The 24,070-nt window shown below is 33.2% G+C and carries 24 protein-coding genes and 1 tRNA gene; 9 read left to right on the plus strand and 16 right to left on the minus strand.

The window, feature by feature from the left end; genetic code table 11:
* The first annotated feature begins 60 nt into the window (after nucleotides 1-60).
* The 4 genes from QMG60_RS22225 to QMG60_RS22240 all read left to right on the plus strand — a co-directional run bounded on the left by QMG60_RS22225 (nucleotide 61) and on the right by QMG60_RS22240 (nucleotide 4,291).
* A complete protein-coding gene (locus QMG60_RS22225; protein WP_281866460.1) occupies nucleotides 61-2,217 on the plus strand; it encodes a von Willebrand factor type A domain-containing protein in 2,157 nt (718 codons plus the stop codon).
* Between the two features lie 53 nt (nucleotides 2,218-2,270).
* Complete coding sequence (locus QMG60_RS22230; protein ID WP_134139713.1) at nucleotides 2,271-2,858, plus strand: phospholipid scramblase-related protein; 588 nt, start codon at nucleotides 2,271-2,273, stop codon at nucleotides 2,856-2,858.
* Nucleotides 2,859-2,971: 113 nt separating this feature from the next.
* Entirely contained in the window at nucleotides 2,972-3,688 is a 717-nt protein-coding gene (locus QMG60_RS22235; protein ID WP_281866461.1) for a 3-ketoacyl-ACP reductase, read from the plus strand.
* A gap of 93 nt (nucleotides 3,689-3,781) precedes the next feature.
* Entirely contained in the window at nucleotides 3,782-4,291 is a 510-nt protein-coding gene (locus tag QMG60_RS22240; protein WP_134139711.1) for a hypothetical protein, read from the plus strand.
* A 212-nt stretch (nucleotides 4,292-4,503) separates the two neighbouring features.
* Here the strand turns inward: QMG60_RS22240 and mtaB are convergent, their stop codons facing one another.
* A complete protein-coding gene (gene mtaB, locus QMG60_RS22245) occupies nucleotides 4,504-5,838 on the minus strand; it encodes a tRNA (N(6)-L-threonylcarbamoyladenosine(37)-C(2))-methylthiotransferase MtaB (protein ID WP_281866462.1) in 1,335 nt (444 codons plus the stop codon).
* 487 nt (nucleotides 5,839-6,325) lie between these two features.
* Between mtaB and QMG60_RS22250 the strand changes: the two genes are divergently transcribed.
* Complete coding sequence (locus QMG60_RS22250) at nucleotides 6,326-6,844, plus strand: hypothetical protein (protein ID WP_057117019.1); 519 nt, start codon at nucleotides 6,326-6,328, stop codon at nucleotides 6,842-6,844.
* A 68-nt stretch (nucleotides 6,845-6,912) separates the two neighbouring features.
* Here the strand turns inward: QMG60_RS22250 and QMG60_RS22255 are convergent, their stop codons facing one another.
* The 12 genes from QMG60_RS22255 to hisS form a co-directional block, all read right to left on the minus strand.
* Nucleotides 6,913-7,443: a GNAT family N-acetyltransferase gene (locus QMG60_RS22255; RefSeq protein ID WP_281866463.1), complete on the minus strand. Its 531-nt coding sequence runs from the start codon at nucleotides 7,441-7,443 to the stop codon at nucleotides 6,913-6,915.
* A gap of 7 nt (nucleotides 7,444-7,450) precedes the next feature.
* On the minus strand, nucleotides 7,451-8,254 hold the full coding sequence (locus tag QMG60_RS22260; RefSeq protein ID WP_281866464.1) for a Cof-type HAD-IIB family hydrolase: 804 nt from the start codon (nucleotides 8,252-8,254) through the stop codon (nucleotides 7,451-7,453).
* A gap of 77 nt (nucleotides 8,255-8,331) precedes the next feature.
* A complete protein-coding gene (locus tag QMG60_RS22265) occupies nucleotides 8,332-8,550 on the minus strand; it encodes a DUF2007 domain-containing protein (RefSeq protein WP_281866465.1) in 219 nt (72 codons plus the stop codon).
* Nucleotides 8,551-8,562: 12 nt separating this feature from the next.
* Nucleotides 8,563-9,378 (minus strand): alpha/beta fold hydrolase, encoded by an 816-nt coding sequence (locus QMG60_RS22270; protein WP_281866466.1) that lies wholly within the window; start codon nucleotides 9,376-9,378, stop codon nucleotides 8,563-8,565.
* A gap of 73 nt (nucleotides 9,379-9,451) precedes the next feature.
* Nucleotides 9,452-10,114, minus strand: a complete 663-nt coding sequence (locus tag QMG60_RS22275) for a DEAD/DEAH box helicase (protein ID WP_134139705.1) — start codon at nucleotides 10,112-10,114, stop codon at nucleotides 9,452-9,454.
* Between the two features lie 103 nt (nucleotides 10,115-10,217).
* The gene (locus QMG60_RS22280) at nucleotides 10,218-11,381 is read right to left on the minus strand and encodes a sigma-54 dependent transcriptional regulator (RefSeq protein WP_057116938.1); all 1,164 of its coding nucleotides are present in this window, start codon (nucleotides 11,379-11,381) and stop codon (nucleotides 10,218-10,220) included.
* Nucleotides 11,382-11,493: 112 nt separating this feature from the next.
* Complete coding sequence (locus QMG60_RS22285; protein WP_281866468.1) at nucleotides 11,494-12,810, minus strand: ABC transporter permease; 1,317 nt, start codon at nucleotides 12,808-12,810, stop codon at nucleotides 11,494-11,496.
* Between the two features lie 81 nt (nucleotides 12,811-12,891).
* Nucleotides 12,892-13,821: an ATP-binding cassette domain-containing protein gene (locus QMG60_RS22290; protein ID WP_134139701.1), complete on the minus strand. Its 930-nt coding sequence runs from the start codon at nucleotides 13,819-13,821 to the stop codon at nucleotides 12,892-12,894.
* A 158-nt stretch (nucleotides 13,822-13,979) separates the two neighbouring features.
* Nucleotides 13,980-15,089, minus strand: coding sequence for a molecular chaperone DnaJ (dnaJ, locus tag QMG60_RS22295; RefSeq protein WP_057116941.1), 1,110 nt, complete (start codon nucleotides 15,087-15,089; stop codon nucleotides 13,980-13,982).
* 78 nt (nucleotides 15,090-15,167) lie between these two features.
* A complete protein-coding gene (locus QMG60_RS22300; RefSeq protein ID WP_057116942.1) occupies nucleotides 15,168-15,746 on the minus strand; it encodes a nucleotide exchange factor GrpE in 579 nt (192 codons plus the stop codon).
* Between the two features lie 542 nt (nucleotides 15,747-16,288).
* Nucleotides 16,289-16,359, minus strand: a tRNA-Trp gene (locus QMG60_RS22305).
* A 308-nt stretch (nucleotides 16,360-16,667) separates the two neighbouring features.
* Entirely contained in the window at nucleotides 16,668-18,095 is a 1,428-nt protein-coding gene (gene hisS, locus QMG60_RS22310) for a histidine--tRNA ligase (protein WP_281866469.1), read from the minus strand.
* A 179-nt stretch (nucleotides 18,096-18,274) separates the two neighbouring features.
* Here hisS and QMG60_RS22315 point away from each other — a divergent pair, with 179 nt between their 5' ends.
* On the plus strand, nucleotides 18,275-19,519 hold the full coding sequence (locus QMG60_RS22315) for an ABC transporter permease (RefSeq protein ID WP_281866470.1): 1,245 nt from the start codon (nucleotides 18,275-18,277) through the stop codon (nucleotides 19,517-19,519).
* Nucleotides 19,520-19,633: 114 nt separating this feature from the next.
* Here QMG60_RS22315 and prmC read toward each other — a convergent pair whose 3' ends face one another.
* Nucleotides 19,634-20,488: a peptide chain release factor N(5)-glutamine methyltransferase gene (gene prmC, locus QMG60_RS22320; RefSeq protein ID WP_281866471.1), complete on the minus strand. Its 855-nt coding sequence runs from the start codon at nucleotides 20,486-20,488 to the stop codon at nucleotides 19,634-19,636.
* A gap of 88 nt (nucleotides 20,489-20,576) precedes the next feature.
* Nucleotides 20,577-21,062 carry a GNAT family N-acetyltransferase gene (locus QMG60_RS22325; RefSeq protein WP_057116946.1) on the minus strand — a complete coding sequence of 162 codons (486 nt, stop codon included), beginning with the start codon at nucleotides 21,060-21,062 and terminating at the stop codon, nucleotides 20,577-20,579.
* Nucleotides 21,063-21,159: 97 nt separating this feature from the next.
* Between QMG60_RS22325 and ribD the strand changes: the two genes are divergently transcribed.
* From ribD to QMG60_RS22340, 3 genes are read left to right on the plus strand one after another with little or no spacing between them, the layout of a single operon-like run.
* Nucleotides 21,160-22,209, plus strand: a complete 1,050-nt coding sequence (gene ribD / locus QMG60_RS22330) for a bifunctional diaminohydroxyphosphoribosylaminopyrimidine deaminase/5-amino-6-(5-phosphoribosylamino)uracil reductase RibD (protein ID WP_281866472.1) — start codon at nucleotides 21,160-21,162, stop codon at nucleotides 22,207-22,209.
* Nucleotides 22,202-22,804 carry an HAD family phosphatase gene (locus QMG60_RS22335; RefSeq protein WP_134139693.1) on the plus strand — a complete coding sequence of 201 codons (603 nt, stop codon included), beginning with the start codon at nucleotides 22,202-22,204 and terminating at the stop codon, nucleotides 22,802-22,804. Before ribD ends, QMG60_RS22335 begins: the two co-directional genes overlap by 8 nt.
* Nucleotides 22,805-22,814: 10 nt before the next feature.
* Nucleotides 22,815-23,447, plus strand: a complete 633-nt coding sequence (locus QMG60_RS22340; protein ID WP_281866473.1) for a YigZ family protein — start codon at nucleotides 22,815-22,817, stop codon at nucleotides 23,445-23,447.
* A 31-nt stretch (nucleotides 23,448-23,478) separates the two neighbouring features.
* Here QMG60_RS22340 and QMG60_RS22345 read toward each other — a convergent pair whose 3' ends face one another.
* Nucleotides 23,479-23,883 (minus strand): thioesterase family protein, encoded by a 405-nt coding sequence (locus QMG60_RS22345; RefSeq protein ID WP_134139690.1) that lies wholly within the window; start codon nucleotides 23,881-23,883, stop codon nucleotides 23,479-23,481.
* Nucleotides 23,884-24,070: the final 187 nt, after the last annotated feature.

Consider the following 24,070-nt stretch of genomic DNA (forward strand, 5'->3'; position numbering starts at 1 on the left):
TGTCAAAGTCTGCAGCTTTGACAAAGCTAAATCCGAACATTAATCTTAAAAATTATTATCATGAAAAGTTTAAAACTTATTTCATCAGCCATTGCTATGCTTGTATGTTTCGTAACCATGGCACAGCAAAGAACAATAACTGGAATCGTTTCAGACGAGACAAAACAACCACTTCCAGGTGTAACTATTTACAATCAGACATCAAAAGCAAATGCCGCAACCAATTTTGATGGGCAGTACAGTATTCAAGCCAAAACTGGCGATATGCTGGTTTTCAGCTTCATTGGATACAAAAACCAAAGTCAAAAGGTTCAGAACTCAAATATTATCAATATAAAACTTCTTCCAGACAATCAAACTTTAAGTGAAGTTGTGGTTATGGGTTACGGTACAAGTAATGCTGAATATGAAGACCGCAGTTATGCACGTGCCGAAAGAAAAAAAGAAAAAAGAGATAAATCGGTAGCACCGCAAGGAAAAATGGCAATGCCAGTTGCGAGTAATGCCCTTTATATGCCAAGCTCTAATGTCGTTGTACGTGGTAATGCATCTGTTTCTCCAAAAAATGAACCAATGTATATTATTGATGGAGTTCCTGCAAAAGCCAATCAAATGGCAAAAATTAATCCGAATGATATTGACAATGTTTCGGTTTTAAAAGACCAGGCAGCAACTTCTCTATATGGAATTAAAGGTTCAAATGGCGTTGTGATAGTTTCGACTAAAAATGAACTTTATAAAAATCTTTCAGAAAAGGAATTAGACAAAAAACTAAACATAATGCCAATTCCTGTTGAACCTACTCAGGAAGATTATGATGCTTTTGTCGAGAATGCTTTCGAAAGTCCAAAAACAGCACCGCTTTCTACTTTTTCTATTGATGTTGATAATGCTTCGTACACAAATATCAGACGTTTTTTAAACAATGGGCAACAAGTTCCAAAAGATGCAGTTCGTGTAGAAGAAATGGTGAACTTTTTCAAATACACTTATCCACAGCCTAAAGACGAAAATCCGTTTTCTATTAACACAGAAGTAAGCGATTCGCCTTGGAATGCAAACAATAAAATCTTGAAAATTGGTTTACAGGGAAAAAATATTCCAACAAACGATCTGCCAGCTTCAAACCTTGTTTTCTTAATTGATGTTTCGGGTTCAATGAGTGATATGAATAAACTTCCTTTATTAAAACAATCTTTAAAAATTTTATTAAACGAATTACGTGCAAAAGACAAAGTGGCAATCGTAGTTTACGCGGGCGCTGCCGGAATGGTTTTACCTCCAACTTCAGGCGATGAGAAAAAAACAATAATCGATGCTTTAGATAAATTGCAGTCTGGCGGAAGTACTGCCGGCGGTGCAGGAATCGAACTGGCTTATAAAACCGCTACTGAAAATTTCATCAAAGGCGGAAACAATCGTGTAATCCTGGCAACTGACGGCGATTTTAACGTAGGAAGCACTTCTAACTCTGACATGGAAAAATTAATAGAAGACAAAAGAAAAACGGGTGTTTTCTTGACATGTTTAGGCTACGGAATGGGTAATTATAAAGACAGCAAAATGGAAATCTTAGCCGATAAAGGAAATGGAAATTACGCTTACATCGATAATATTCAAGAAGCGAATCGTTTTTTAGGAAAAGAATTTAAAGGTTCGATGTTTGCTATCGCGAAAGATGTAAAAATTCAGATTGAATTCAATCCGAAACAAGTGCAATCGTATCGTTTGATTGGATATGAAAACAGAAAACTTCGTCCAGAAGACTTTAAAAATGACGCAATTGATGCTGGCGAATTAGGAAGTAATCATACCGTAACGGCTTTATATGAAATTATTCCTGTTGGTGTAAAAAGCGATTACTTAAATGTACAGCCAGATGATTTAAAATATACTAAAACAGAAACTACTTCAAGCAATTACACTAATGAATTGGCAACAATAAAATTCCGTTATAAAAAACCTGACGGTGACAAAAGTATAGAAATGGTTCAGGTAATTGAAAACAAATCAGCTGCTATGGAAAAAGCGAGTGATGACATGAAATTTAGTACTGCAGTTGCCTGGTTCGGATTAAAATTAAGAGATTCAAAATTGATTGCCGACAAGTCTTCTGAAGAGATTGTAAAATTAGCAAAGCAAGGAAATTCAAATGATGCCGAAGGTTACAAAGCTGAATTTATTCGTTTGGTTGAAACCTCCAAACAGTATAATTAATAAATATTGTATTACTTTTGGGTTTTATTTAAAACATTAATTTTTATACTCGTATGAACCCAATTTTAAGCCAAAATCTATTTTTAGTAAAAGAACATGTTGGAATGTTTAAAGCCGCAAATAATTATGACATATACAATCCAGAAACGAATCAGATAATTATGAACTGCCGAGAAAATAATCTTGGTTTCTTCACAAAAGTACTTCGTTTTACAGATTACAAAAGAGCAACTCCGTTTAATGTTGAAATTACAACTGCTTCTGGCGAAAAATTAATTACCGTAAGAAGAGGCGTTGCCATCTTTAGATCGACTGTTGAAGTGTTAGATGAAAAAGATCGTTTGGTTGGAACTTTCAAACAAAAATTCTTTTCTATCGGAGGAAAGTTTGATATCCTAGACAAAAACGAAAAACCTGTTGCAACACTTCAGGGAAAATGGACAGGATGGGATTTTAAATTTTCCCATGAAAACAAACAATTGGCGCAGGTAAGTAAAAAATGGGCTGGATTAGGAAAAGAGTTTTTTACAAGTGCTGATAATTATGTACTTCAAATTGAAGACACTGTAGCAGCCGAAAGTCCATTGAGACAATTAATTTTAGGAGCCGTAATGTGTATCGATATGGTTTTGAAAGAATAACAAAAGTTGTTAAACTTAGATTAAGAATATATTTTAAAGCATCATTTTAGTTTGCAAAAGCTTATTTTTGTATTACTTAAAATGATGCTTTCTGCATTTCTAAAAACACAATCATGACCGACTTAAAAAATAAAAATGCACTAATTACTGGTGCTGGAAAAGGAATTGGAAAAGCTGTAGCTACTGCTTTGGCTAAAGAAGGTGTAAACCTGATTTTAGTTTCTAGAACTAAAAGCGATATTGATCAACTGGCAGAAGAAACTGCAAAACTGGGCGTAAAAACTTTGGCTTTATCTGCAGACGTTTCGGATATTAACTCTATAAATACTGCTGTTGAAAAAGCAATTGCCGAATTTAAAAGTATTGACATCTTAATCAATAGTGCCGGAATTGCTTCTTTTGGAAAATTCTTGGAATTGGAGCCACAAGCTTGGGAAAGAATTATTCAGGTGAATTTAATGGGAACGTATTATACGACACGCGCCGTTATCCCAAATATGATCGAAAGACAAACTGGAGACATTATTAATATTTCATCTACTGCCGGCTTAAACGGAAATGCTCTTACGAGTGCATACAGCGCTTCTAAATTTGCTGTTTTAGGTTTAACCGATTCTTTGATGCAGGAAATGAGAAAACACAACATTCGTGTTACAGCTTTAACGCCAAGTACTGTTGCTACTGACATGGCAAAAGATTTAAATCTGACTGACGGAAATCCAGAAAAAGTGATGCAGTCTGAAGATATGGCAGATTTAATTATTGCGCAGTTAAAACTAAACCGAAGAGTGTTTATTAAAAACAGCAGCATCTGGTCTACTAATCCTTAAAAATTAAAACTTCAAATTCCAATTTTTTAAATTCCAAATTCCAAGTTTGACTAAATTGGGATTTTAAATATTGGAATTTCAAAAACTAAAATTATGGAACAATATTTAAGACAGTTGGTCGAAATAGAATTTCAGGATAAAAAAGAAATCTTCAGCGGATTTTTAATTGATTATTCTGATGAATGGATTTTACTTCGAAATAATCCTGTAGATTTTGTTTTGGACGGTTTTGTCATTTTGAGAAATAAAAACATCGAAGCTGTAAACCGCGATCATGATCTAGCGTTTACAGAGAAGGTAATTCGATTGAAAGGTTTAAAAATTAATTCTGAAGATATTATTCCGATTAAAGATTTGGCGTCAATCATGAAATTTATTTCTGAGAAATACGGTGTTTTTCAAATTGCAAAAAAATCATCAAAATCTGCTTATTTAGGAAAATTAATAGAATTAAACGACGAAGAATTAACCATTAATTTTTTGGACACACGCGGCCAGTTTGGAGGAGAATTAAGTTTTAATCCAGAAAAAATTCGTGTTATTGAGTTTGATACTGATTATATTAATTCTTTGAAATTGGTGGTTGACGAGAATCAAAAATAAATATCTTCTAAAAAACAAAAACCGCATAATTTTTAAAATTATGCGGTTTTTGTCATTCTGACGAAGGAAGGATCTCCACGAGAAACTCCACTCCTAAAATTGCCAATCTTTGTAGAGTTACTTGTGGAGATTCCTCGTTCCTCGGAATGACAATAGTTATGTAAAAACTTTGTCAAAGTTTGAAACTTTTTCAAAGTTGAAAAATCATAAAATTAAGCTTCCGCCAGTTTATTCAAAAACTCTAAACGAACACTTCCGTCTTCATCAATCTTAGTTAAATTAATTTCTTGTAAAGTATTTACCAATTCAGGATTCCACGGTGTTTTTACTTTTACGTAGTTTTCTGTAAATCCGTGAATGTATCCTTCTTTATTTTCGCTTTCAAAAAGAACCGTTCTGTTTGTTCCCAATTGGCTTTCGTAAAAAGCACGGCGTTTTTTAACTGATAAACCGCGAAGCATTTTACTGCGTTTTGCTCTTACATTTGAAGGAACAACGCCTTCCATATCCGCTGCTTCTGTATTATCTCTTTCAGAATACGTAAATACATGCAGATACGAAATATCTAAATCATTTAAGAAATGATAGGTTTCTAAAAAGTGCTCGTCTGTTTCTCCAGGGAAACCAACAATCACATCGACACCAATACAAGCGTGAGGCATTACTTCGCGAATTTTATTCACGCGATCTGTATAAACTTCACGTAAATAACGGCGTTTCATTAATTTCAAAATATCATTACTTCCCGATTGTAACGGAATATGAAAATGCGGTACAAAAGTTCTGCTTTTAGAAACAAATTCTATCGTTTCGTTTTTCAACAAATTCGGTTCGATTGAAGAAATTCTCAAACGCTCAATTCCTTCTACTTTATCTAAAGCCTGAACTAAATCTAGAAAAGTATGTTCGTGTTTTTTATTTCCGAACTCCCCTTTTCCGTAATCACCAATATTTACTCCCGTTAAAACAATCTCACGAATATTCTGAGCCGAAATTTCTTTGGCATTTTTTAGTACATTTTCTAAAGCATCACTTCTGGAAATTCCTCTTGCCAGCGGAATTGTACAATACGTACATTTATAATCGCAGCCGTCCTGCACTTTTAAAAATGCTCTTGTACGGTCACCAATAGAATAACTTCCAACATAAAAATCGGCTTCGGCAATTTCGCATGAATGCACTTCGCCCATATCGTTTTTACTCAAATCATGGATATAGTCAGTGATTTTGAATTTTTCTGTTGCTCCCAAAACCAAATCAACGCCGTCTACTGCAGCCAATTCTTCTGGTTTTAATTGTGCATAACAGCCAACAGCAGCAACAAAAGCTTTATCGTTAAGCTTCATTGCTTTTTTAACTACCTGCTTAAACTGCTTATCTGCATTTTCTGTTACAGAGCAAGTATTAATTACATAAATATCTGCTATTTCTTCAAAATCGACACGGTCAAAACCTTCGTCGTTAAAGTTTCTGGCAATTGTAGAAGTTTCTGAAAAATTCAGTTTACAACCCAGCGTATAAAAGGCAACTTTCTTTCTATTTTCCATAATCTGTCTTAAATTAATGAAATCGTTGTCAAAAAATTTAAGGCTGCAAATTTACAAACAATATTCATCAAAAGAAAGGGATTAATTTACTTCGAATCAATAATTTGCATTCAATGTTAATTTAGAAACATTAAAAATATATTTTGGAGATTTATTTTTTCAGAAGATTATACCTCTTAAGCTCTATTTTTTTAACAGTACAATAAGAATAAAATGACAAAATAATCGATCAAATGCAAATTTTATCGATTAAATACATTTTTTCTTGATTTAAATTCAAAATTTCTTACATTTACTTTCATTATGGCTGATCCTCAATATAAATCCATAAATTAAGAATTTTAGAAAGCTTTAATTAATTTAATAATAATTCGGGCATAACAATTTTGAATTTTACTCGTTATGTTGTTGTTTTGTGTTACAAAATGAAATGGGAAAGCCGAAAACCAAAGAGAGTAGGCAAAATTATAATAATAAATACCACTTTATGAAAGCATTTTTACCCACAATCTGCTTGATGTTCTTAACCATTTTTAGTTCGCAAGCGCAAACTAATGTCCCAGCCGCAAATCCATTTCCTTCTATTAGTACATTAACGACTTGGGCGAGCTTCAATTCACAACAACAATTTGATGTTGCTATTCGTGCTGTTGGATTTAAGTTTGAAGTTAAAGAACCAGGTGAAGGATCTACAGCTTATACCTACATTCGTAAAGTAACAGTTAACGAAGTAAACTATACTGATAGAATTGTGTACAGAATTACTAATAATAATTCGGCAAGTATTATCTCATTGGTAACTGCTTCTACTGACTTAGTTAGTTTATATACACCGCAATTGGCAACTTTTAAAAATAACAACTGTAAAACAGAAATGTCTAAAGACAAAAACACAACTTGCAGCTGTTACGAAAGTGCTAATTTTGCAATCGATCTTTGCGACGAACGTGTAAAATTAACTATGGGTGACGGAAATAAATATTTTGTTTCTGTAGCTAAAAAATAATCATACACTCTGAATTGTTTCCAAATCTTTACTGACTTTTAAGTATGTAAAGATTTGGAATACATTTCTTAGTTTGAGTTTGGATTTTTGAGTTCGTACCAAACTTCAATTTCTCCTTGATATTCGAAAGAATTCACAAAATGGAAACCTAGTTTTTCTAAAATCTTTCTAGAATTTTCATTTCCTGCATCGGCATACGCGTAAAGTGCTTCCACTTTCATTTTATTAAAAGCATAATCGACAAAAGCTTTTCCTGCTTCAGATGCATATCCTTTTCCCCAATGTTTTTCGATAAAACGATAACCTAACTCGTAAAAATTTTTATGATTATTGATTTCGTCAGTAATATATTTTATTCCCGACCATCCAATAAATTCATTGGTTTCTTTTAGAACTACAGCCCAGCGCCCTGTTCCAAAATCTTTGTATTGTTTTTGAACGAATTTGATATAATCAATGCTTTCTTCAATATGTTTTACGGGATTATTTCCTAAAAACAAATGGACATTGGGATTCGAATCCAATTCGAACATTCCTTCTGCATCAGAAAGTGCTAATTCTCGTAAAATCAAACGTTCGGTTTCAATTGAATTCTTCATTTTTATTTTAGTTTAAAATGTAACGTGTTATTACTTCTGCAACACCATCATTATTATTGGATGCTACAATTATATCTGCTTTGTCACGCAATTCAGGCGTTACATTATCTACCCAGACTCCAAGACCAGCATATTCAATCATTGTTAAGTCATTTCCAGCGTTTCCAACTGCGATAATTTCACTTTGAAGAATTCCTAACTTATCTGCCAAAAGTTTCAAACTGGCCGCTTTATCAATCCCTTGCTGCGCTGCTTCTAAGAAAAATGGTTTCGACATAGAAACACTCAAATGCGGCATTGCTTCAATTAAATCTTTTTCAACCGTTTTCAAATAAGCCGGATCTTCTAATAAAATACATTTTACAGCAGGTCTGTCAACATATTCCTTAAAACTGGTCACTTTACGATGCACCATTCCAGTAATTTCTTTTTCGACTTCTATGTATGGCGAATCTGTTTCGCTTATAATTTCATTGTCCAAATAAGTGATAATATGCGTCTTCATTTTAACACTATAATCGTATAATTCATGAATCTGCTCTACAGTCAGCTTTTGTTCAAAAAAAACTAAATCGTCTTTTGCCCTACTGATAATAGCACCATTAAATGATATAATATAAGAGTCATTAATATCCAATTGTAATTCTTTTGCATAAGCCGTCATTGCAGATGTAGGTCTTCCTGAAGCCAAGACTACGTAAACACCTTTGGCTTGTGCCTCTAATATTACTTTTTTATTTAAATCTGAAATTTTATGATCGTCTGTCAACAAGGTATCATCCATGTCGAGCACCAGCATTTTGTATTGCATATTTTTTAGTTTTCAGTCGCAGTTTTCAGTCGCAGTCTCAGTAACAACTGAAAACTGAGACTGAAAACTGAAAACTTTTAAAGACTCATTCTAAATTCTTCAATAACAGGATTTGCTTTTGCATAATCAGTTTCTTGAATAAAAACCTCAACAGCCAAATCTGTTCCGCCAAAACCCCCTAAACGAGCCGATTGAATATTATCTTTTTTTACGGTTTCTACTCCCGCAGTTTCTAATCTTTCCTGCAAAGCAATTGCTAATACTTCACTACCCGAAAACACCTTCATTAATCCCATGATATTCTATATTTATTCTAATATTATTTTTAATTGTTTTTGAAAATCTTCATTTTCGTTCATACCAACATGTCCCTGACCTTCCAAAGGATAAAAATAGGCATTTGATTTCAAAAGCTTTTTCAATCTTAATGAATTTTCACAAGGAATTAACTGATCATCAGTTCCATGAAAAATATAAATTGGAGCTTTAATTTTTGGAAGATATAAATTGGTTTCTAAACTAAACCTCTTCATAAAGTCTGGAAAAAAGGGAACTCTCGAACTTGACAATTCTAAAAAGTTGTAATATGGAGCCTGAAGGATTACTGCTTTTGGTCTATTTTCTAAAGCAAGTTTTGCAGCAAACCCAGAACCGATAGAATATCCAGCAATTATAATTTCATCTTCAGAATATCTCTTAGACAATTGCTTATAAACAATCGAAATATCTTTACTTAATTGTTCTTCATTTTCAATTTCACCTTCACTTTTCCCGAAACTTCTATAGTCCAAAATAAAAATATCGTAACCCAGTGAAGTATATATTTTAGCAATCTTGCCCCAAGTTTCTAATGTTCCGGCATTTCCATGAAGATAAAAAATTAAGCCTTTGGATTTTTCTGCTTTAAATAACAATCCGTTGAGAATACTTCCATCAAAGGACTCGATGTTAATTTCCTCATACTTATGCTGATAATCAAATTTAAAGTTCTTTGGTAATTTTGAACTATGAAAAACTAATTCAACCTGATTGAAATAGACGTAAGATATTATTAAAACATAAACAATTAAAAAAAAGCACAAAAGTACAAATGCTAAAAATTTAAACGTTTTTAATATCTCCATTAATCAGTAATTATTTGTTTGTCGCAATTTTCAGTTTATTAGCCTGTTGACTGAAACTGAAAACTGAGACTATCTATTCTTCTTGAATATCGTCTTCTTCTTCGTCAAGTTCTTCCTCTCCTTCTTCATCCATATCAAATAAAAAAGGTTCAACTAACATTTTGTCAGCCAAAATTTCGATACGCTCTGTCAGGGTTTCAGCAAAAATCAAACGCTGCGTTTTTGCAATACTGCCAGAAATACGCATAATCTTTGTTTCGTGTCTCAACCTTAAAATAGGATCTGCATCATCAAGAATCAGCATTTTTAATCGGTTAACATTGTAACCTGCTGTACTAAACATATCGTTCAGTTTTGTTGGTGTTCCAATTAAGACATCGATTCCAGTTGAAATGTAATTTTTATCGTAATCCATGTCGCCTTTTTCATTTACGCCATACACCTCAAGATTGGTGTATTTTCCATATTTTTCAAAAAGCGCCACCATTTCCAATACCTTCGCTTTGTCTTCAACAATAATCAAAGCACGAGGTGATTCTTCATTTTTTCCTGCTAACTGCTGAATGACATTTAAAACAATTGTAGTTGTTTTTCCACTTCCTTTTGGAGAAATAATTACGCAATCGGCACCACTTTTTATGGTCGAAAATGTTTCCAGCTGCAATGCATTTGCTTCTGTCAAACCATTTTCGATTAATCCGTCTTGTAATTTCTCGTTTATTTTTTTTAGTTTCATTTTTTTTTATGCTTTAAGCTTTAAGCATTAGGCCATAAGCTAAAATATTATACTTTTTTTTAAAGCCTAAAGCTTAAAGCTTAAAGCCTATTGCGCAAGACATCTACTTGCTTGCAAACAATTTCACATCGGTTTCAGAGATTTCGTTTCCTCCTAAAATAATCAATCTTTCGACTACATTTCGAAGTTCACGAATATTTCCTGTCCAATCGTATTCCTGCAATAATTTTATGGCTTGCGCCGAAAATACTTTCACTGCATTTCCCTGCTCTGATGCAATTTTTTCTGCAAAATGTTTTATCAAAGCTGGAATATCGTCACGTCTTTCATTTAACGGCGGTACTTTAATCAAAATAACAGCCAGACGATGATATAAATCTTCACGGAAACGGCCTTCGGCAATTTCTGTTTTTAAATCTTTATTTGTTGCAGCTACTACACGAACATCAACTTTAATATCTTTATCGGCACCAACTCTGGTAATCATACTTTCCTGAAGGGCACGTAAAACTTTGGCTTGCGCCGAAAGACTCATATCACCAATTTCATCGAGGAAAATCGTCCCTTTGTCAGCGGCTTCAAACTTCCCCGCGCGATCTTTCACTGCCGATGTAAAAGCACCTTTTACGTGTCCGAACAATTCACTTTCAATCAATTCACTTGGAATCGCAGCACAGTTAACTTCAATTAAAGGAAAATTAGCACGTTCGCTTTTTTCATGTAATTGATGGGCTACTAATTCTTTTCCAGTTCCGTTTGGACCTGTAATTAAAACCCTGGCTTCGGTTTGAGCTACTTTATCAATCATCACTTTAATATGATTAATTGACTCACTCTCACCTATCATTTCGTAATTCTTGCTGACTTTTTTCTTTAGAATTTTATTCTCAACAACTAATTGTTTTTTGTCTAAAGCATTACGAACGGTATTTAATAAACGATTCAAATCCGGCGGTTTTGAAATGTAATCAAAAGCTCCTAAGCGCATAGTATGAATTGCTGTTTCCATATCGCCGTGACCCGAAATCATGACCATCGGAATTTCTGGTTTTATCTTTTTTACTTCTTCTAAAACCTCAACACCGTCCATTTTTGGCATTTTGATGTCACACAAAACCAAATCGTAATCGTTGTTTTTTATTTTTTCAAGCCCTGCAACGCCATCTTCAGCTTCTTCAACTTGGTATGAATCATTTTCTTCTGATAAAATTTTTACCAAAACTCTTCTGATTGCTGCTTCGTCTTCTATAATTAGTATTTTACTCATTTTTTTTTTAAGGTTCTGAGGTTCTAAGTCACTAAGGTTCTGAGGTTTTTCTAAAAGACACTAAAAAAATCTTAGCACCTCAGCACCTTAGAACCTTAGTAACTCCAAAAAATTAATATTTAAGCCACCTATACAATTCTTTCCAAGTTGGTTTTTTACCGTACATTAAAATACCTACGCGGTAAATTTTTGCAGCGAACCAAACAACAAGGAAAAATGTAGCAAACAATAATGATACCGAAATTGCGATTTGCCACCACGGCACACCAAACGGAATACGCATTAGCATTACAATTGGCGATGTTAATGGAATCATCGAAAAAATTACAGCAATGCTTCCGTGCGGATCATTAACAACTGTAAAAAATCCGATATAGACGCTTAAAATAAGAGGCATTATAATTGGCAGTAAAAACTGCTGCGAATCTGTTTGATTGTCTACTGCGGCTCCGATTGCAGCATAAAATGAACTGTACAGAAAATAACCTCCTATAAAATAAACCACAAAACCGATTATGATACTTGCAATTGGCAGGTTCCACAATTCAGCAATATACATTTGTGCAGATCCTGAAAGTTCGTGCTGTGCCGACTGCATTAATTCTGGCGAAATTCTGGCTGTTGGTCCAACGTTGACACCAAAAAATGCGGAAGCTGCAAACATTAATCCCAAACCAATAATTGCCCAAATCATAAATTGTAAAATCCCTGCAAGCGATGTTCCTATAATTTTACCAATCATTAACTGAAATGGTTTTACTGATGAAATAATGATTTCAATAATTCGGTTTGTTTTTTCCTCGATTACACTTCGCATTACCATGTTTCCGTAGATGATAATAAACATCATAATCAAATAACCGAACGCACCGCCAATTCCTATTTTGATTTCATTTAAGCCTTTTAAACTTTCTTCACCAGAAGCTTTTATCAAATGAATATTAACTTTTGATTGTGCTTTTTGAATAGCTAGAGTGTCTAGTTTGGCTTTCTCGAGATTTAGTTTTGTAATTTTTGTTCCGATGACATCCTGTATGCTTTCTACAAAAGAAATACTCGGACTATTATTCGAAATAAATTCAATTTTACTTTCTAAATCTTTTGTGTCATTTGTTTTTGGAATGACAATTAAACCGCTGAAATTTTCTTTTGTAATACTGTCTTTCAACGCTTTTACATCAACTGCAGATAAATCGAGATATTTGAACTCTGCTCCTTTTTTATTTTCTTTTAAGAAATCGGAAGCAAAAAGTCCAGTTTCGTCATGAATTGCAATACGCTTTGTATCGGCTTTCATCGAGCTCAAATAGCCAATAAAAACGGCTATTGCCACGAATAAAAGCGGACTCAAAAAAGTCATGACAACAAAAGATTTATTGCGGACTTTGGCAATAAATTCTCTTTTTATAATCAACGAAATGATGCTCATAAATATTTTTAATTTTTAAAACTTCAAATCCCAAATTCCAAGCTTTTACAATTGAAATTTGGAATTTCTATTTTGGAATTTTTAAATTTTATTTTCTGTTACTGTCTGAATAAAAATATCGTTTACACTTGGAATTTTTTCAACGAAATGTGTCACTTGTCCACGTTGTGTCAAAATATTCAATAATTCGTTTGGAGTTGCATTTCCTATTTGGATATTTAATTTTAAATCATCATTTAAGGATTTGAAATTTGCCGGTGCAACAGTAAATTTTTGTGTAATGTCATACATCAAACCTTCGACGTTATCAGTTAAAATTCCAACTTCAAAACTATTGGTTTTAAACTGACGTTTTACATCGCTTACTTTGCCTTCTATTAATTTATTCGATTTATGGATTAAAGCAATATGATCACAAAGTTCTTCAACACTTTCCATTCTGTGTGTCGAAAAAATAATTGTTGAACCCTGCTCTTTTAATGCCAAAATTTCATCTTTTATAACATTGGCATTTACAGGATCAAAACCTGAAAAAGGTTCGTCGAAAATCAGCAGTTTTGGTTTATGCAAAACGCAGACTACAAACTGAATTTTCTGCGCCATTCCTTTAGAAAGTTCTTGGATTTTTTTGTTCCACCAGCCTTGAATTCCTAAACGATCAAACCAATATTCTAACTGCAGTTTTGCCTCAGCTTTAGAAAGCCCTTTCATTTGTGCCAAATACAAACATTGTTCTCCTACTTTCATAGAAGTATATAAACCTCTTTCCTCTGGAAGGTAACCAATTGTCTGCACGTGTTTTGGCTGTAATTTTTCTCCATCCAAAATTACTTCGCCGCTGTCGGGCATTGTAATTTGATTGATGATTCTGATAAGGGAAGTTTTTCCAGCTCCATTGGGACCTAATAGTCCATATATACTGCCTTTCGGCACATTTAATGAAACTTCGTTAAGCGCTACATAATCGCCATATTGTTTTACGACTTTATGTACTTCAAGTAAGTTACTCATGCTGTTTTTTAGATTTTCTGCTTCACTTTACCAATTATGGCTCAGCGACTGTAAAAGTAAATAATTCGAAGCGAACTTGTATTATAATACGCAAAAAACCCATTCTAATTTGCACTAGAATGGGTTTTTGATAGTATTACATTTTAGAAAAGTTTAGATTATGAAAACATATCTTTTACTTTCTCAAAAAATGATTTCTCTGATTTCTCTGGACTTGGAACGAAATGATCATCGTTTAAAGCATTTTCAAAGAATTGTTTTTGTTCTTTATTTAAAGTTTTAGGAGTCCAAACATTTACGTGAACTAATAAATCTCCGCTTCCGTAACCGTTTAAACTTGGAATTCCTTTTCCTTTTAATCGTAAGATTTTTCCAGATTGAATTCCTTCTTCCAGTTTAATACGAACTTTTCCGTTGATTGCCTCAATATCTTTTGAAGCTCCCAAAACAGCTTCTGGGAAACTGATATATAAATCGTAGTGAACATTTTCACCTTCACGTTTTAGGAATTCGTGCTCAATTTCTTCAATCGCAACAATCAAATCACCTGGAATACTATTTCCTGGAGCATCGTTACCTTTGTTAGAAACTTTTAACTGCATTCCGTCAACAACTCCCGCAGGAATTTTGATTGATACTGTTTCGTCTTCCTGAACCATTCCTTGAGCATCTGCCTCAGAAGGTCTTTTATCTAAAATTTGACCAGAACCACCACAAGTAGGACAAGTTGACGCAGATTGCATTCTTCCTAAAATGGTATTAGTTACACGCATTACCTGACCTTGACCATTACAAGTCGTACAAGTTTTATACGTTACACCTTTTGCCTGAACTTTACGTTTTACTTTTACTTTTTTCTCTACTCCATTAGCAATTTCTTCTAAAGTTAATTTCACTTTAATTCGAAGATTGCTTCCTTTTGCACGGCGAGGACCACCGCCTCCGCCTCCGAAACCGCCAAATCCACCTCCAAAAATATCACCAAACTGGCTGAAGATGTCATCCATATTCATACCGCCATGACCACCGCCAAATCCGCCAGAACCATCAAATGCTTGATGTCCGTATTGATCGTATTTTGCTTTTTTCTGCGGATCACTTAAAACTTCATAAGCTTCTGCCGCTAATTTGAAGTTTTCTTCTGCCTCTTTGTCGCCTGGATTTTTATCAGGGTGATATTTCAGCGCACTTTTTCTATATGCTTTTTTTATTTCAGCAGCGTCAGCATTTTTTGAAATGCCTAGTATTTCGTAAAAATCTTTTTTCATAATAAAGGTTAAATTCCAAAACCTAAAATTCCAAATTCCAATTTTAAAACTGACTTTTGAAACTTTTGTTTGCTTTTTTTAGTTTCCGATTACTACTTTAGGAAAACGAATAATTTTGTCTCCTAATTTGTATCCTTTTTCAATAACGTCAACAATTTTCCCTTTTAATTTATCAGACGGAGCTGGAATTTGGGTAATTGCTTCAGCAAAATCAGCATCAAAAGCATCACCTGCTTTTACATCCACTTGTTCTAAACCTTTAGTTACCAAAGTACTTTTTAGTTTTTCGTGAATCAATTCAACACCTTTAGTTAAATTCTCATCTTCAGATTTGTTGATCTCTACCATTGCTCTGTCAAAATCATCTAAAACTGGAAGCATTGCTAACAAAACTTCTTGATTTGCAGTTTTAAACAAATCAATACGCTCTTTTGAAGTTCTTTTTTTGTAATTTTCAAATTCGGCAAATAATCTCAAAAACTTATCTTTTTCTTTAGCCAAGTCTTGAGCTAATTGCTCCTCAACACTTAATTCTTCAACAATTAACTGTTCTCCGTTGGCATTGTTCTCTAACGTTACGTCGTCTAATTCCTGATCGAATTCTGTATTTTCCGTAGTCATATTACTTTTATTTTTAAAAATATTTTTAAACTTCATTTTATTTTCTTTCTGTTGGATTGCAAAAGTACTGCCAAATCTTCTAAAATGTCAAATTGTCACTTTATTAATTATGAGTCTTTTAAAAAATGAAACGTGGCAAATAAAATTTAGTATAATTTTAAGACTATTACGTTATAGTTTATTTTATCTTTGAAGCATTAAAACTAAATCATTACCTATCAAAATTGAATTTAAGGGTTGGCCTCGGCCTCAAAATAATTATTAATTCAAATTTACCTTATATTAAAAAAAGCTTCGCCTTAAGAGACGAAGCTTTTTTTTTGCACTTTTACTGCACTTTTTCACCACAGAGAACACAAAGATTTTTCACAGAGTTTACAGAGATTTAATTTGTACTTATACAATCTAAACACACAAAGTTTTTTGAATTCTGTGATTTTAGAAACTGCACTTAAATAAATCTTTGTGTTTTCTGTGGTTTTAAAAAAAAATCGCAAAGCTTTATATAAATTTAGCTTTGCGAATTGTGTTTTTTAATATTTTGAACAAAAAATCTTTGCTGTAAAAAATATGTATTGCACGGGCGGAGGGATTCGAACCCCCATCAACGGTTTTGGAGACCGCTATTCTACCCTTGAACTACGCCCGTAACTTAAGGTCGGCAAATTAAAAGCTTTTTTTCTTTACTAGCAAGTATTTCACGCACATTACAAAAGATTTCAGCGGATAAAATGCTAATAATTTACTAACCAAATCATATTCAAAGGTTTGCAAATTCCTCCTTTTTTGTCAAAACAAAACTATGCGAAATAATCGCAAAGTTCGCTAAGTTTTTTTAGAGTGCGGTTTATAAAAAAACACAAAGTTCACAAAGCGTTGTATTGATTTGGCTTTGCGAACTTTGTTTTTTTTATACAGAAATTAAAATAAATCTTAGCGTACTTTGCGGTTAAACTCTTATGCCAACAAAGCATTTTTCAAACCTTCGAAATCAACTGTAATCTGTTCTCCTGACACTAAATTTTTAAGTGCATAAGAATTCGAGGCAATTTCCTGATCTCCTGCAATTACTGCAAACGGAATCAGACGTTTATCTGCATATTGGAACTGTTTCCCCACTTTTACATTATCTGGGTACAATTCTACTTTTATATTTTCTTGTCTCAATTTTTGAATTGCTTTTGAAGCATACAAAGCTTCTTTATCTCCATAATTGATAAAAATAGCTTTTGAAGTCGCTGCAACAGTTTCTGGAAACAATTGCAATTCTTCTAATACTAAATAGATTCTATCCAAACCAAAAGAAATTCCGACACCACTCATATTTTTCAAACCAAAAATACCAGTCAAATCGTCGTATCTTCCACCGCCTCCAATAGATCCCATCGAAACGGTTTTTGGAGCCGCAACTTCAAAAATAGCTCCAGTGTAATAATTTAAACCACGTGCCAAAGTCACATCTAAATCTAAAGTTGCTGTTGCCAATCCTAAAACGGCAACGTTGTCACAAATAAATTTCAATTCTTCAACACCTTTCATTCCTTCTTCTGAAGAAGCCAATAATTCTGAAAGCTGATTGATTTTATCTGCAAAAGTTCCGCTAAAGCTAAAAAGCGGCTGTACTTTAACCAACGCTTCTGCAGCAATTCCTTTTTCGATCATTTCCTTTTTTACGCCGTCTTCTCCAATTTTGTCTAGTTTATCTAAAGCAACCGTAAAATCGATCAATTTATCTGAAGCGCCAATAACCTCTGCAATTCCAGATAATATTTTTCTGTTATTAATTTTAATTGTAACGCCTTCTAATCCTAAAGAAGTAAAAACGGTATCATATAACTGAACTAATTCCACTTCCTGCCAAAGTGATTTTGAACCAACAACATCGGCATCACATTGATAAAATTCTCTGTAACGTCCTCTTTGTGGTCTGTCTGCTCTCCAAACGGGCTGAATCTGATATCTTTTAAAAGGGAATTCAATTTCGTTTTGGTGCTGCACAACGTATCTTGCAAACGGGACTGTCAAATCGTAACGTAATGCTTTTTCTGAAATTCTTCCAGTAAATTTATTCAATTCGATTCTTTGATTTAAATCTATTGTTTCGGCAGAATTTGACTGAAGTGCTTCGATAGATTCTGGCAATTCAATTTTATTTTTATTGAAGAAAAAATTTCCTGAATTCAATATTTTAAAAATCAAACGATCTCCTTCTTCCCCATATTTCCCCATCAAAGTATCTGAATTTTCAAACGAAGGAGTTTCTATTGGCTGAAAACCAAATTTCTCAAAATTAGTTTTGATTGTCTGAATAATATATTGACGTTTTGACACCTCTGCAGGCGAAAAATCTCTTGTCCCTTGTGGAATACTTGGTTTTGAAGCCATCTTTTTTATTTTAGATTGTTGATTTTAGATTTCAGATTCCTTGAATCCTTACTTCTAAATTCTTTAACATTATTTTCTTTTAATTTTAATCGCCTGCAAATATCTTACTTTTTAAAATAAATAATAGCGCTTCGAAAACAAACTTGTAACAAAAAACGTATTTTCGTGACAAATTGGTCATGATGCTAAAATTATTTAAAGAAAATATTCGAATTGCGTTTGGTTCTATCAAAACACAATTACTGCGTACTATTCTTACCGTTTTAATTATCGCTATTGGTATAACAGCTCTGGTTGGAATTCTAACGGTGGTTTCTGCTTTAGAAAACACAATTTCTACCGATTTTGCGTCAATGGGAGCAAATACATTTAACATCAATCAATACGAAAATAAAGTTCGTAATCGTGGCGGCAACGAACGAGAAGTCATCAATCCGATTATTTCTTATCCTGAAGCTGTTGCTTTTAAAAATAAATACAAATATCCTTTTACAGAAACTTCCTTATCATTTACAGCAACTTCTACCGCGGAAGTGAAATATTTAGGAGAAAAAACTGATCCTGAAATTACAATTGTAGGCGTTGACGAACATTTTATTACTAATTCTGGCTTGGAAACAAGTTTAGGACGAAGCTTCAATCAATTTGACATTGAAAATAATACCTATTCCTGCATTGTTGGTTCTGACTTCGAAAAAGGACTTTTAAAAGATATTAATCCAATTGATAAAATAATCTCCATTAGAGGAGCAAGATTTAAAGTAATTGGAGTTCTTAAAGAAAAAGGTTCAACGTTTGGGAACAGTCAGGATTTACGAGTTTTGATTCCGATTCAGGTTGCAAGATCTTTATTCACGGCACCAAATATCAATTATACAATTAGTGTTATGGTTTCTAAAAAAGAAGTTTTAGACCAGGCAATTGACAATGCAACAAGCACAATGCGAAGAGTGCGCAAATTAAGCCCCGTTCGTGATAATAATTTTGGCGTTGTTCGAAGCGATGATTTAATCAATAGAATTCTCGGAATTACTCAATACTTAGGATGGGCAGCGTGGATTATCAGCATCATAACGATTTTAGGATCCTCCATAGCTTTGATGAATATTATGATTGTTTCGGTTACAGAACGTACCCGCGAAATTGGTGTCCGTAAAGCTTTAGGAGCAAAAAGATCAACCGTAGCGTTCCAGTTTTTTATTGAAACTTTATTAATTGGACAAATTGGAGGTTTAGTCGGAATCGTTTTGGGTATCTTGCTTGGTTTTGCTATTGCAGCAGCGATGAGCTTCGTATTTGTGATTCCGTGGATGGCAATTTTTGCCGCTTTTGCAACAAGTTTTTGCGTTGCATTGGTTTCTGGTTTATATCCAGCAATTAAAGCTTCTAAATTAGATCCTATTGAAGCTTTGCGATATGAATAGTTTTTTAGTATTCAGTTTTCAGTCTCAGTCACAGTTTTCAGTTTTCAGTTATTAGTGTTACCGAAAACCGTGACTGTGACTGAAAACTGTGACTGTGACTGTGACTGAAAAACTCTAAATATTCCCTTTTATCATTCTGTCGTTATCGTAAATATCTTTTCGAAGTTCAACGTTTTTGAAATCCATATTTTCGAGCAACTCAATCATTTCTTTTCCAAGATATTGATTGATTTCGAAATATAATTTTCCTTTTTCAAAGAGGCGTTTTTGAGCCAAAGAAGCAATTTTTTTGTAAAAAATCAAAGCATCATTATCTTCCACAAAGAGTGCTAAATGCGGTTCGTAATCCAATACGTTTTTTTTGATTTCTTCTTTTTCTAAATTTCGAACATAGGGCGGATTCGAAACAATAATATCAAAATTACATCTAAGTTCTTCGGTTTCTAAAATATCCAAAAGAACAAAAGTCACATCGACATTATTTTTTACAGCATTTCTTTTTGCTGTTTCTATTGCTTTTTTAGAAACATCGATTCCATAAACCTCAGCATTAGGCAGATTTTTTGCGAGCGAAATAGCAATACAGCCGCTTCCGGTTCCAATATCTAGAATTTTCGTTTTTTTTGATTTATCTGGATTAGAATTTTCATTAATAATCCATTCTACTAATTCCTCTGTTTCTGGCCTTGGAATCAAAACATTTTCATTTACTTCAAAATCCAAACCGTAAAAGTTCGTTTTTCCTAATAAATATTGAATTGGAACTTCTTTTTTCAGCTGTTTTAAAAGCTCGTCCCATATAACAAAATCATTCTCTTCAAAAGTCAATTCATGATTTAATGCCAAATCAATCTGACGAAGCTTATGTTTTTCTTCCAGAATTAAATAAAAAAAACTCTCCGCTTCGTACGCATCGTAAAAAGGCGATAATTCTTTAATAAATTGAGTGCGGTATTGTTTAATTTTCATTTCAATTTTTTGAACATTATGTACCAGTTAAAAACTGATTTTTACAATTCAATAAGTCTCGTTAACACAAAATTGTTACAACTTCTAATTACAAAACTTTCAGCATCCATATTGGACAAGAGCAATGTCCTGTTGACCCTAATGGCGCATCCAGATATTCAAAACCAGATTTTTTATACAACTTTTGTGCTGCATGCATAAAAGGCATTGTTTCTATATAACATTTTTCGAAACCAAAATCCTTTGCTTGCTCTAAACACTTTTCCATCATTTTGGCTCCAATTCCTAAACCGCGGGTTTTGGGCAGAAAATACATTTTCTGCAATTCGCAGATTTTTGGATCCCCATTTTCCAAAGGCGCAATTCCAGCACAGCCTACAATTTCACCTTCACTTTCTACAACAAAATAGGAAGATTTTGCTTTACTATACTCTTCAAACATTAAATCCAAATAAGGATCTTCGTATGCAGTTCCGACTTTTGGAATCTCCATTTCGTCAAAAACTGATCTAATTAAACTCGCAACTGATTGATTATCTTCTTTTTCAATTGCGCGTATAAGCCAATTTACCATTTTTTTTAATCTAAAATATTATAAACGCAAAATAAAGGTAGTTATTTCTATAGTTTCTTCACTTAGTCATAAACTCAAAAATAACTACTTTTGCACCGTGAATATACATGAAAAATATATAAAACGCTGTATCGAACTGGCACAAAATGGGCTTGGAACTACTTATCCGAACCCAATGGTCGGAAGCGTAATTGTTTACGAAAATCAAATTATTGGTGAAGGCTGGCACAAAAAGGCCGGTGAACCACATGCAGAGGTAAATGCGGTTCGATCTGTGAAGGATAAATCACTGCTAAAAAAAGCTACAATTTATGTAAGTTTAGAGCCTTGCAGTCATTTTGGAAAGACGCCTCCTTGCTGCGACTTAATTATCGCAAATCAAATTCCGAATGTAGTTGTCGGAACGGTTGATCCTAATGAAAAAGTGGCCGGAAAAGGAATTCTAAAATTAATCGAAGCGGGAGCAAATGTTACGGTTGGAGTTTTAGAAGATGAATGCAACGAGTTGAACAAACGTTTTTTTACTTTTCATCAAAAAAAGAGACCCTATATTATTTTAAAATGGGCAGAGAGTCAAGACGGATTTTTAGCTCCTGAAAAAACAATCAGCCAGGATCGTAAACCTATTTGGATTACAAATACTTATTCTCGCCAACTGGTTCACAAATGGAGAACCGAAGAGCAGGCTATTTTAGTTGGGACACAAACTGCTATTGATGACAACCCTAAATTAAACGCCAGAGATTGGAGCGGTAATAATCCTGTGAGGGTTGTGATAGATCGGGAAAATAAAATTGACGAGAACAGTTTTATTTTTGACGACACTGTAAAAACAACTATTTTTTCTAATGAAAACAAAAAAACATCAACAACAAATACGCAGTTTGAAGTAATTGATTTTAGTAAAAATATTATTCCTGAAATTTTAGATGTTTTATATAAAAATCAAATTCAATCGATAATAATTGAAGGCGGAAGACAAACTTTACAATCTTTTATAGATGAAAATATTTGGGATGAAGCTCGAATTTTTGTTGGAAAACAAAGTTTTGGCAATGGAACAAAAGCTCCAATTATTTCAAGAAAAAACAACAGTAAAACTACTATTTTAAGCGACGAATTAATACAGATTAGAAATTATGATTGATACTATAATTTTTGACTTTGGAGATATCTTTATCAATTTAGACAAACCTGCCACAATTTCTGGTTTGCAAAAATTAGGAATGACAGAATGGAATAATGACTTTGATCAATTAAATTTTTCTTTTGAAACTGGACATATTTCTCCAGAAGATTTTATTGGCGGTTTTCAAAAACAACTTCCAAATGCATCGAAAGAAGAAATCTTAAAAGCTTGGAATGCTGTATTGGCAGATTTTCCTTTATACCGTTTGGAGTTCCTAAAAGAATTATCAAAAAAATATCGTTTGTTTTTATTGAGTAATACTGATTCTATTCATATCAACACATTTGAAACAAAAAACGGAACTGCCTTTTATGAAGATTTTTATGGCTGTTTTGAAAAAGTTTATTTCTCCTTTGATATGGGATTAAGAAAACCAGATCCAAAAATTTATCAATTCTTGCTTGACAAACATAATCTATTACCAGAAAACACTTTATTTGTTGACGATAAAAAAGAAAACACCGACAGCGCAGCAGCTCTAGGCATTAAAGTCTGGAATCTTCAAGTTGGGAAAGAAGATGTTATTGACCTTTATAATAAAAATATAATTTAGAATACTGCTTTTGGAAATTAACGATACTTATCAAACTATTGCATCTCCATCTGAAGAAATGCTGTTTAAAGAAAAAGGCAGTAAATTCTTTGGCTATGCATTTCCGATAGATCATGAAGACGAAGTAAAACCAATTATTGAAGACCTTAAAAAACAACATCCGCATGCTGTACATTATTGTTATGCTTATCAACTGGGTGCTGGAAACAAAATTTCATATCGTGCTAATGATGACGGCGAGCCAAGCAATACTGCAGGCGCACCAATTTACGGCCAAATACAATCTTTTGGAGTAACGAACGTTCTTGTTGTGGTTGTTCGAATTTTTGGAGGCGTAAAATTAGGAGTCGGCGGTTTAATTGCTGCTTATCGGACAACAGCTCAAATGACTTTAGAAACTTGCGAGATTATTGAAAAAACAATTGACGAATCATTTTTAATTTCATTTGATTATAAAAACATGAATAAAGTAATGCGTGTGATCAAAGAGAAAAAGTTAGAAATAACTTCTCAAGAAATGGAAATGGATGAAATTTCTGGATTACCGATTGGCAAAATTACGATCAAAACGCGAAAAAAAAATGCCGAAATAGTGTTCAGCATTTTTGATTTAATGTTTGAAATTGATATTAAAATTGTATAAATTAGTAGAAAATCTTTAAGCGATTTAACAATTATTCAAGCGATTTAAATATTTCTAAAATATAATCTGGAGGAGCTGTCGGACGACCTGTTTTTAACGAAATAAATACTAAAATAAACGTCGCAGTTGTTAATAACTCATTTGACTCATTATAGATCTCGCAGTCAAATTCAATCTTGACAGAAGAGTGACTTTTGAAAGTTGTATGAATTGTTAAAAGCTCATCGTATCTCGCCGATTTTTTGTAACTTATGTTCATGTTTACAATTGGCAGACCAATACCGCTTTCTTCCATGCTTTTATACGAAACCCCTTTATTTCTAAGCCATTCCACGCGTCCGATTTCAAAATAAGGAATATAATTTCCGTGATAAACGACTCCCATCTGGTCGGTTTCTGAGTAACGAACTCTTACTTGAGTCTGGTGATTTTTCATTATTTAGAGATTAAAAAAATTCAAATTTAAAAAGCCTACTTACAACTTTTTTTTATAAAATTAGATGTCAAAATATTTTTTTTTACAGAAATTTGTTCACATATTTGTTATCCCGAAATACGGAATAAAATTGCTCCTCATTTATTAGGAGAATCTTTATAACAATAATAAAAATTTATCTGAATCT

The organism is Flavobacterium sp. GSB-24 (assembly GCF_027924665.1).
Classification (GTDB): Bacteria; Bacteroidota; Bacteroidia; order Flavobacteriales; family Flavobacteriaceae; genus Flavobacterium.

What these genes read in the sequence shown, in the direction of transcription:
- QMG60_RS22225 (WP_281866460.1), top strand. Translation starts at nt 61, where the DNA reads ATGAAAAGTTTAAAACTTATTTCATCAGCCATTGCTATGCTTGTATGT.
- QMG60_RS22230 (WP_134139713.1), top strand. Translation starts at nt 2,271, where the DNA reads ATGAACCCAATTTTAAGCCAAAATCTATTTTTAGTAAAAGAACATGTT.
- QMG60_RS22235 (WP_281866461.1), top strand. Translation starts at nt 2,972, where the DNA reads ATGACCGACTTAAAAAATAAAAATGCACTAATTACTGGTGCTGGAAAA.
- QMG60_RS22240 (WP_134139711.1), top strand. Translation starts at nt 3,782, where the DNA reads ATGGAACAATATTTAAGACAGTTGGTCGAAATAGAATTTCAGGATAAA.
- mtaB (WP_281866462.1), bottom strand. Translation starts at nt 5,838, where the DNA reads ATGGAAAATAGAAAGAAAGTTGCCTTTTATACGCTGGGTTGTAAACTG.
- QMG60_RS22250 (WP_057117019.1), top strand. Translation starts at nt 6,326, where the DNA reads ATGAAAGCATTTTTACCCACAATCTGCTTGATGTTCTTAACCATTTTT.
- QMG60_RS22255 (WP_281866463.1), bottom strand. Translation starts at nt 7,443, where the DNA reads ATGAAGAATTCAATTGAAACCGAACGTTTGATTTTACGAGAATTAGCA.
- QMG60_RS22260 (WP_281866464.1), bottom strand. Translation starts at nt 8,254, where the DNA reads ATGCAATACAAAATGCTGGTGCTCGACATGGATGATACCTTGTTGACA.
- QMG60_RS22265 (WP_281866465.1), bottom strand. Translation starts at nt 8,550, where the DNA reads ATGGGATTAATGAAGGTGTTTTCGGGTAGTGAAGTATTAGCAATTGCT.
- QMG60_RS22270 (WP_281866466.1), bottom strand. Translation starts at nt 9,378, where the DNA reads ATGGAGATATTAAAAACGTTTAAATTTTTAGCATTTGTACTTTTGTGC.
- QMG60_RS22275 (WP_134139705.1), bottom strand. Translation starts at nt 10,114, where the DNA reads ATGAAACTAAAAAAAATAAACGAGAAATTACAAGACGGATTAATCGAA.
- QMG60_RS22280 (WP_057116938.1), bottom strand. Translation starts at nt 11,381, where the DNA reads ATGAGTAAAATACTAATTATAGAAGACGAAGCAGCAATCAGAAGAGTT.
- QMG60_RS22285 (WP_281866468.1), bottom strand. Translation starts at nt 12,810, where the DNA reads ATGAGCATCATTTCGTTGATTATAAAAAGAGAATTTATTGCCAAAGTC.
- QMG60_RS22290 (WP_134139701.1), bottom strand. Translation starts at nt 13,821, where the DNA reads ATGAGTAACTTACTTGAAGTACATAAAGTCGTAAAACAATATGGCGAT.
- dnaJ (WP_057116941.1), bottom strand. Translation starts at nt 15,089, where the DNA reads ATGAAAAAAGATTTTTACGAAATACTAGGCATTTCAAAAAATGCTGAC.
- QMG60_RS22300 (WP_057116942.1), bottom strand. Translation starts at nt 15,746, where the DNA reads ATGAAGTTTAAAAATATTTTTAAAAATAAAAGTAATATGACTACGGAA.
- hisS (WP_281866469.1), bottom strand. Translation starts at nt 18,095, where the DNA reads ATGGCTTCAAAACCAAGTATTCCACAAGGGACAAGAGATTTTTCGCCT.
- QMG60_RS22315 (WP_281866470.1), top strand. Translation starts at nt 18,275, where the DNA reads ATGATGCTAAAATTATTTAAAGAAAATATTCGAATTGCGTTTGGTTCT.
- prmC (WP_281866471.1), bottom strand. Translation starts at nt 20,488, where the DNA reads ATGAAAATTAAACAATACCGCACTCAATTTATTAAAGAATTATCGCCT.
- QMG60_RS22325 (WP_057116946.1), bottom strand. Translation starts at nt 21,062, where the DNA reads ATGGTAAATTGGCTTATACGCGCAATTGAAAAAGAAGATAATCAATCA.
- QMG60_RS22335 (WP_134139693.1), top strand. Translation starts at nt 22,202, where the DNA reads ATGATTGATACTATAATTTTTGACTTTGGAGATATCTTTATCAATTTA.
- QMG60_RS22345 (WP_134139690.1), bottom strand. Translation starts at nt 23,883, where the DNA reads ATGAAAAATCACCAGACTCAAGTAAGAGTTCGTTACTCAGAAACCGAC.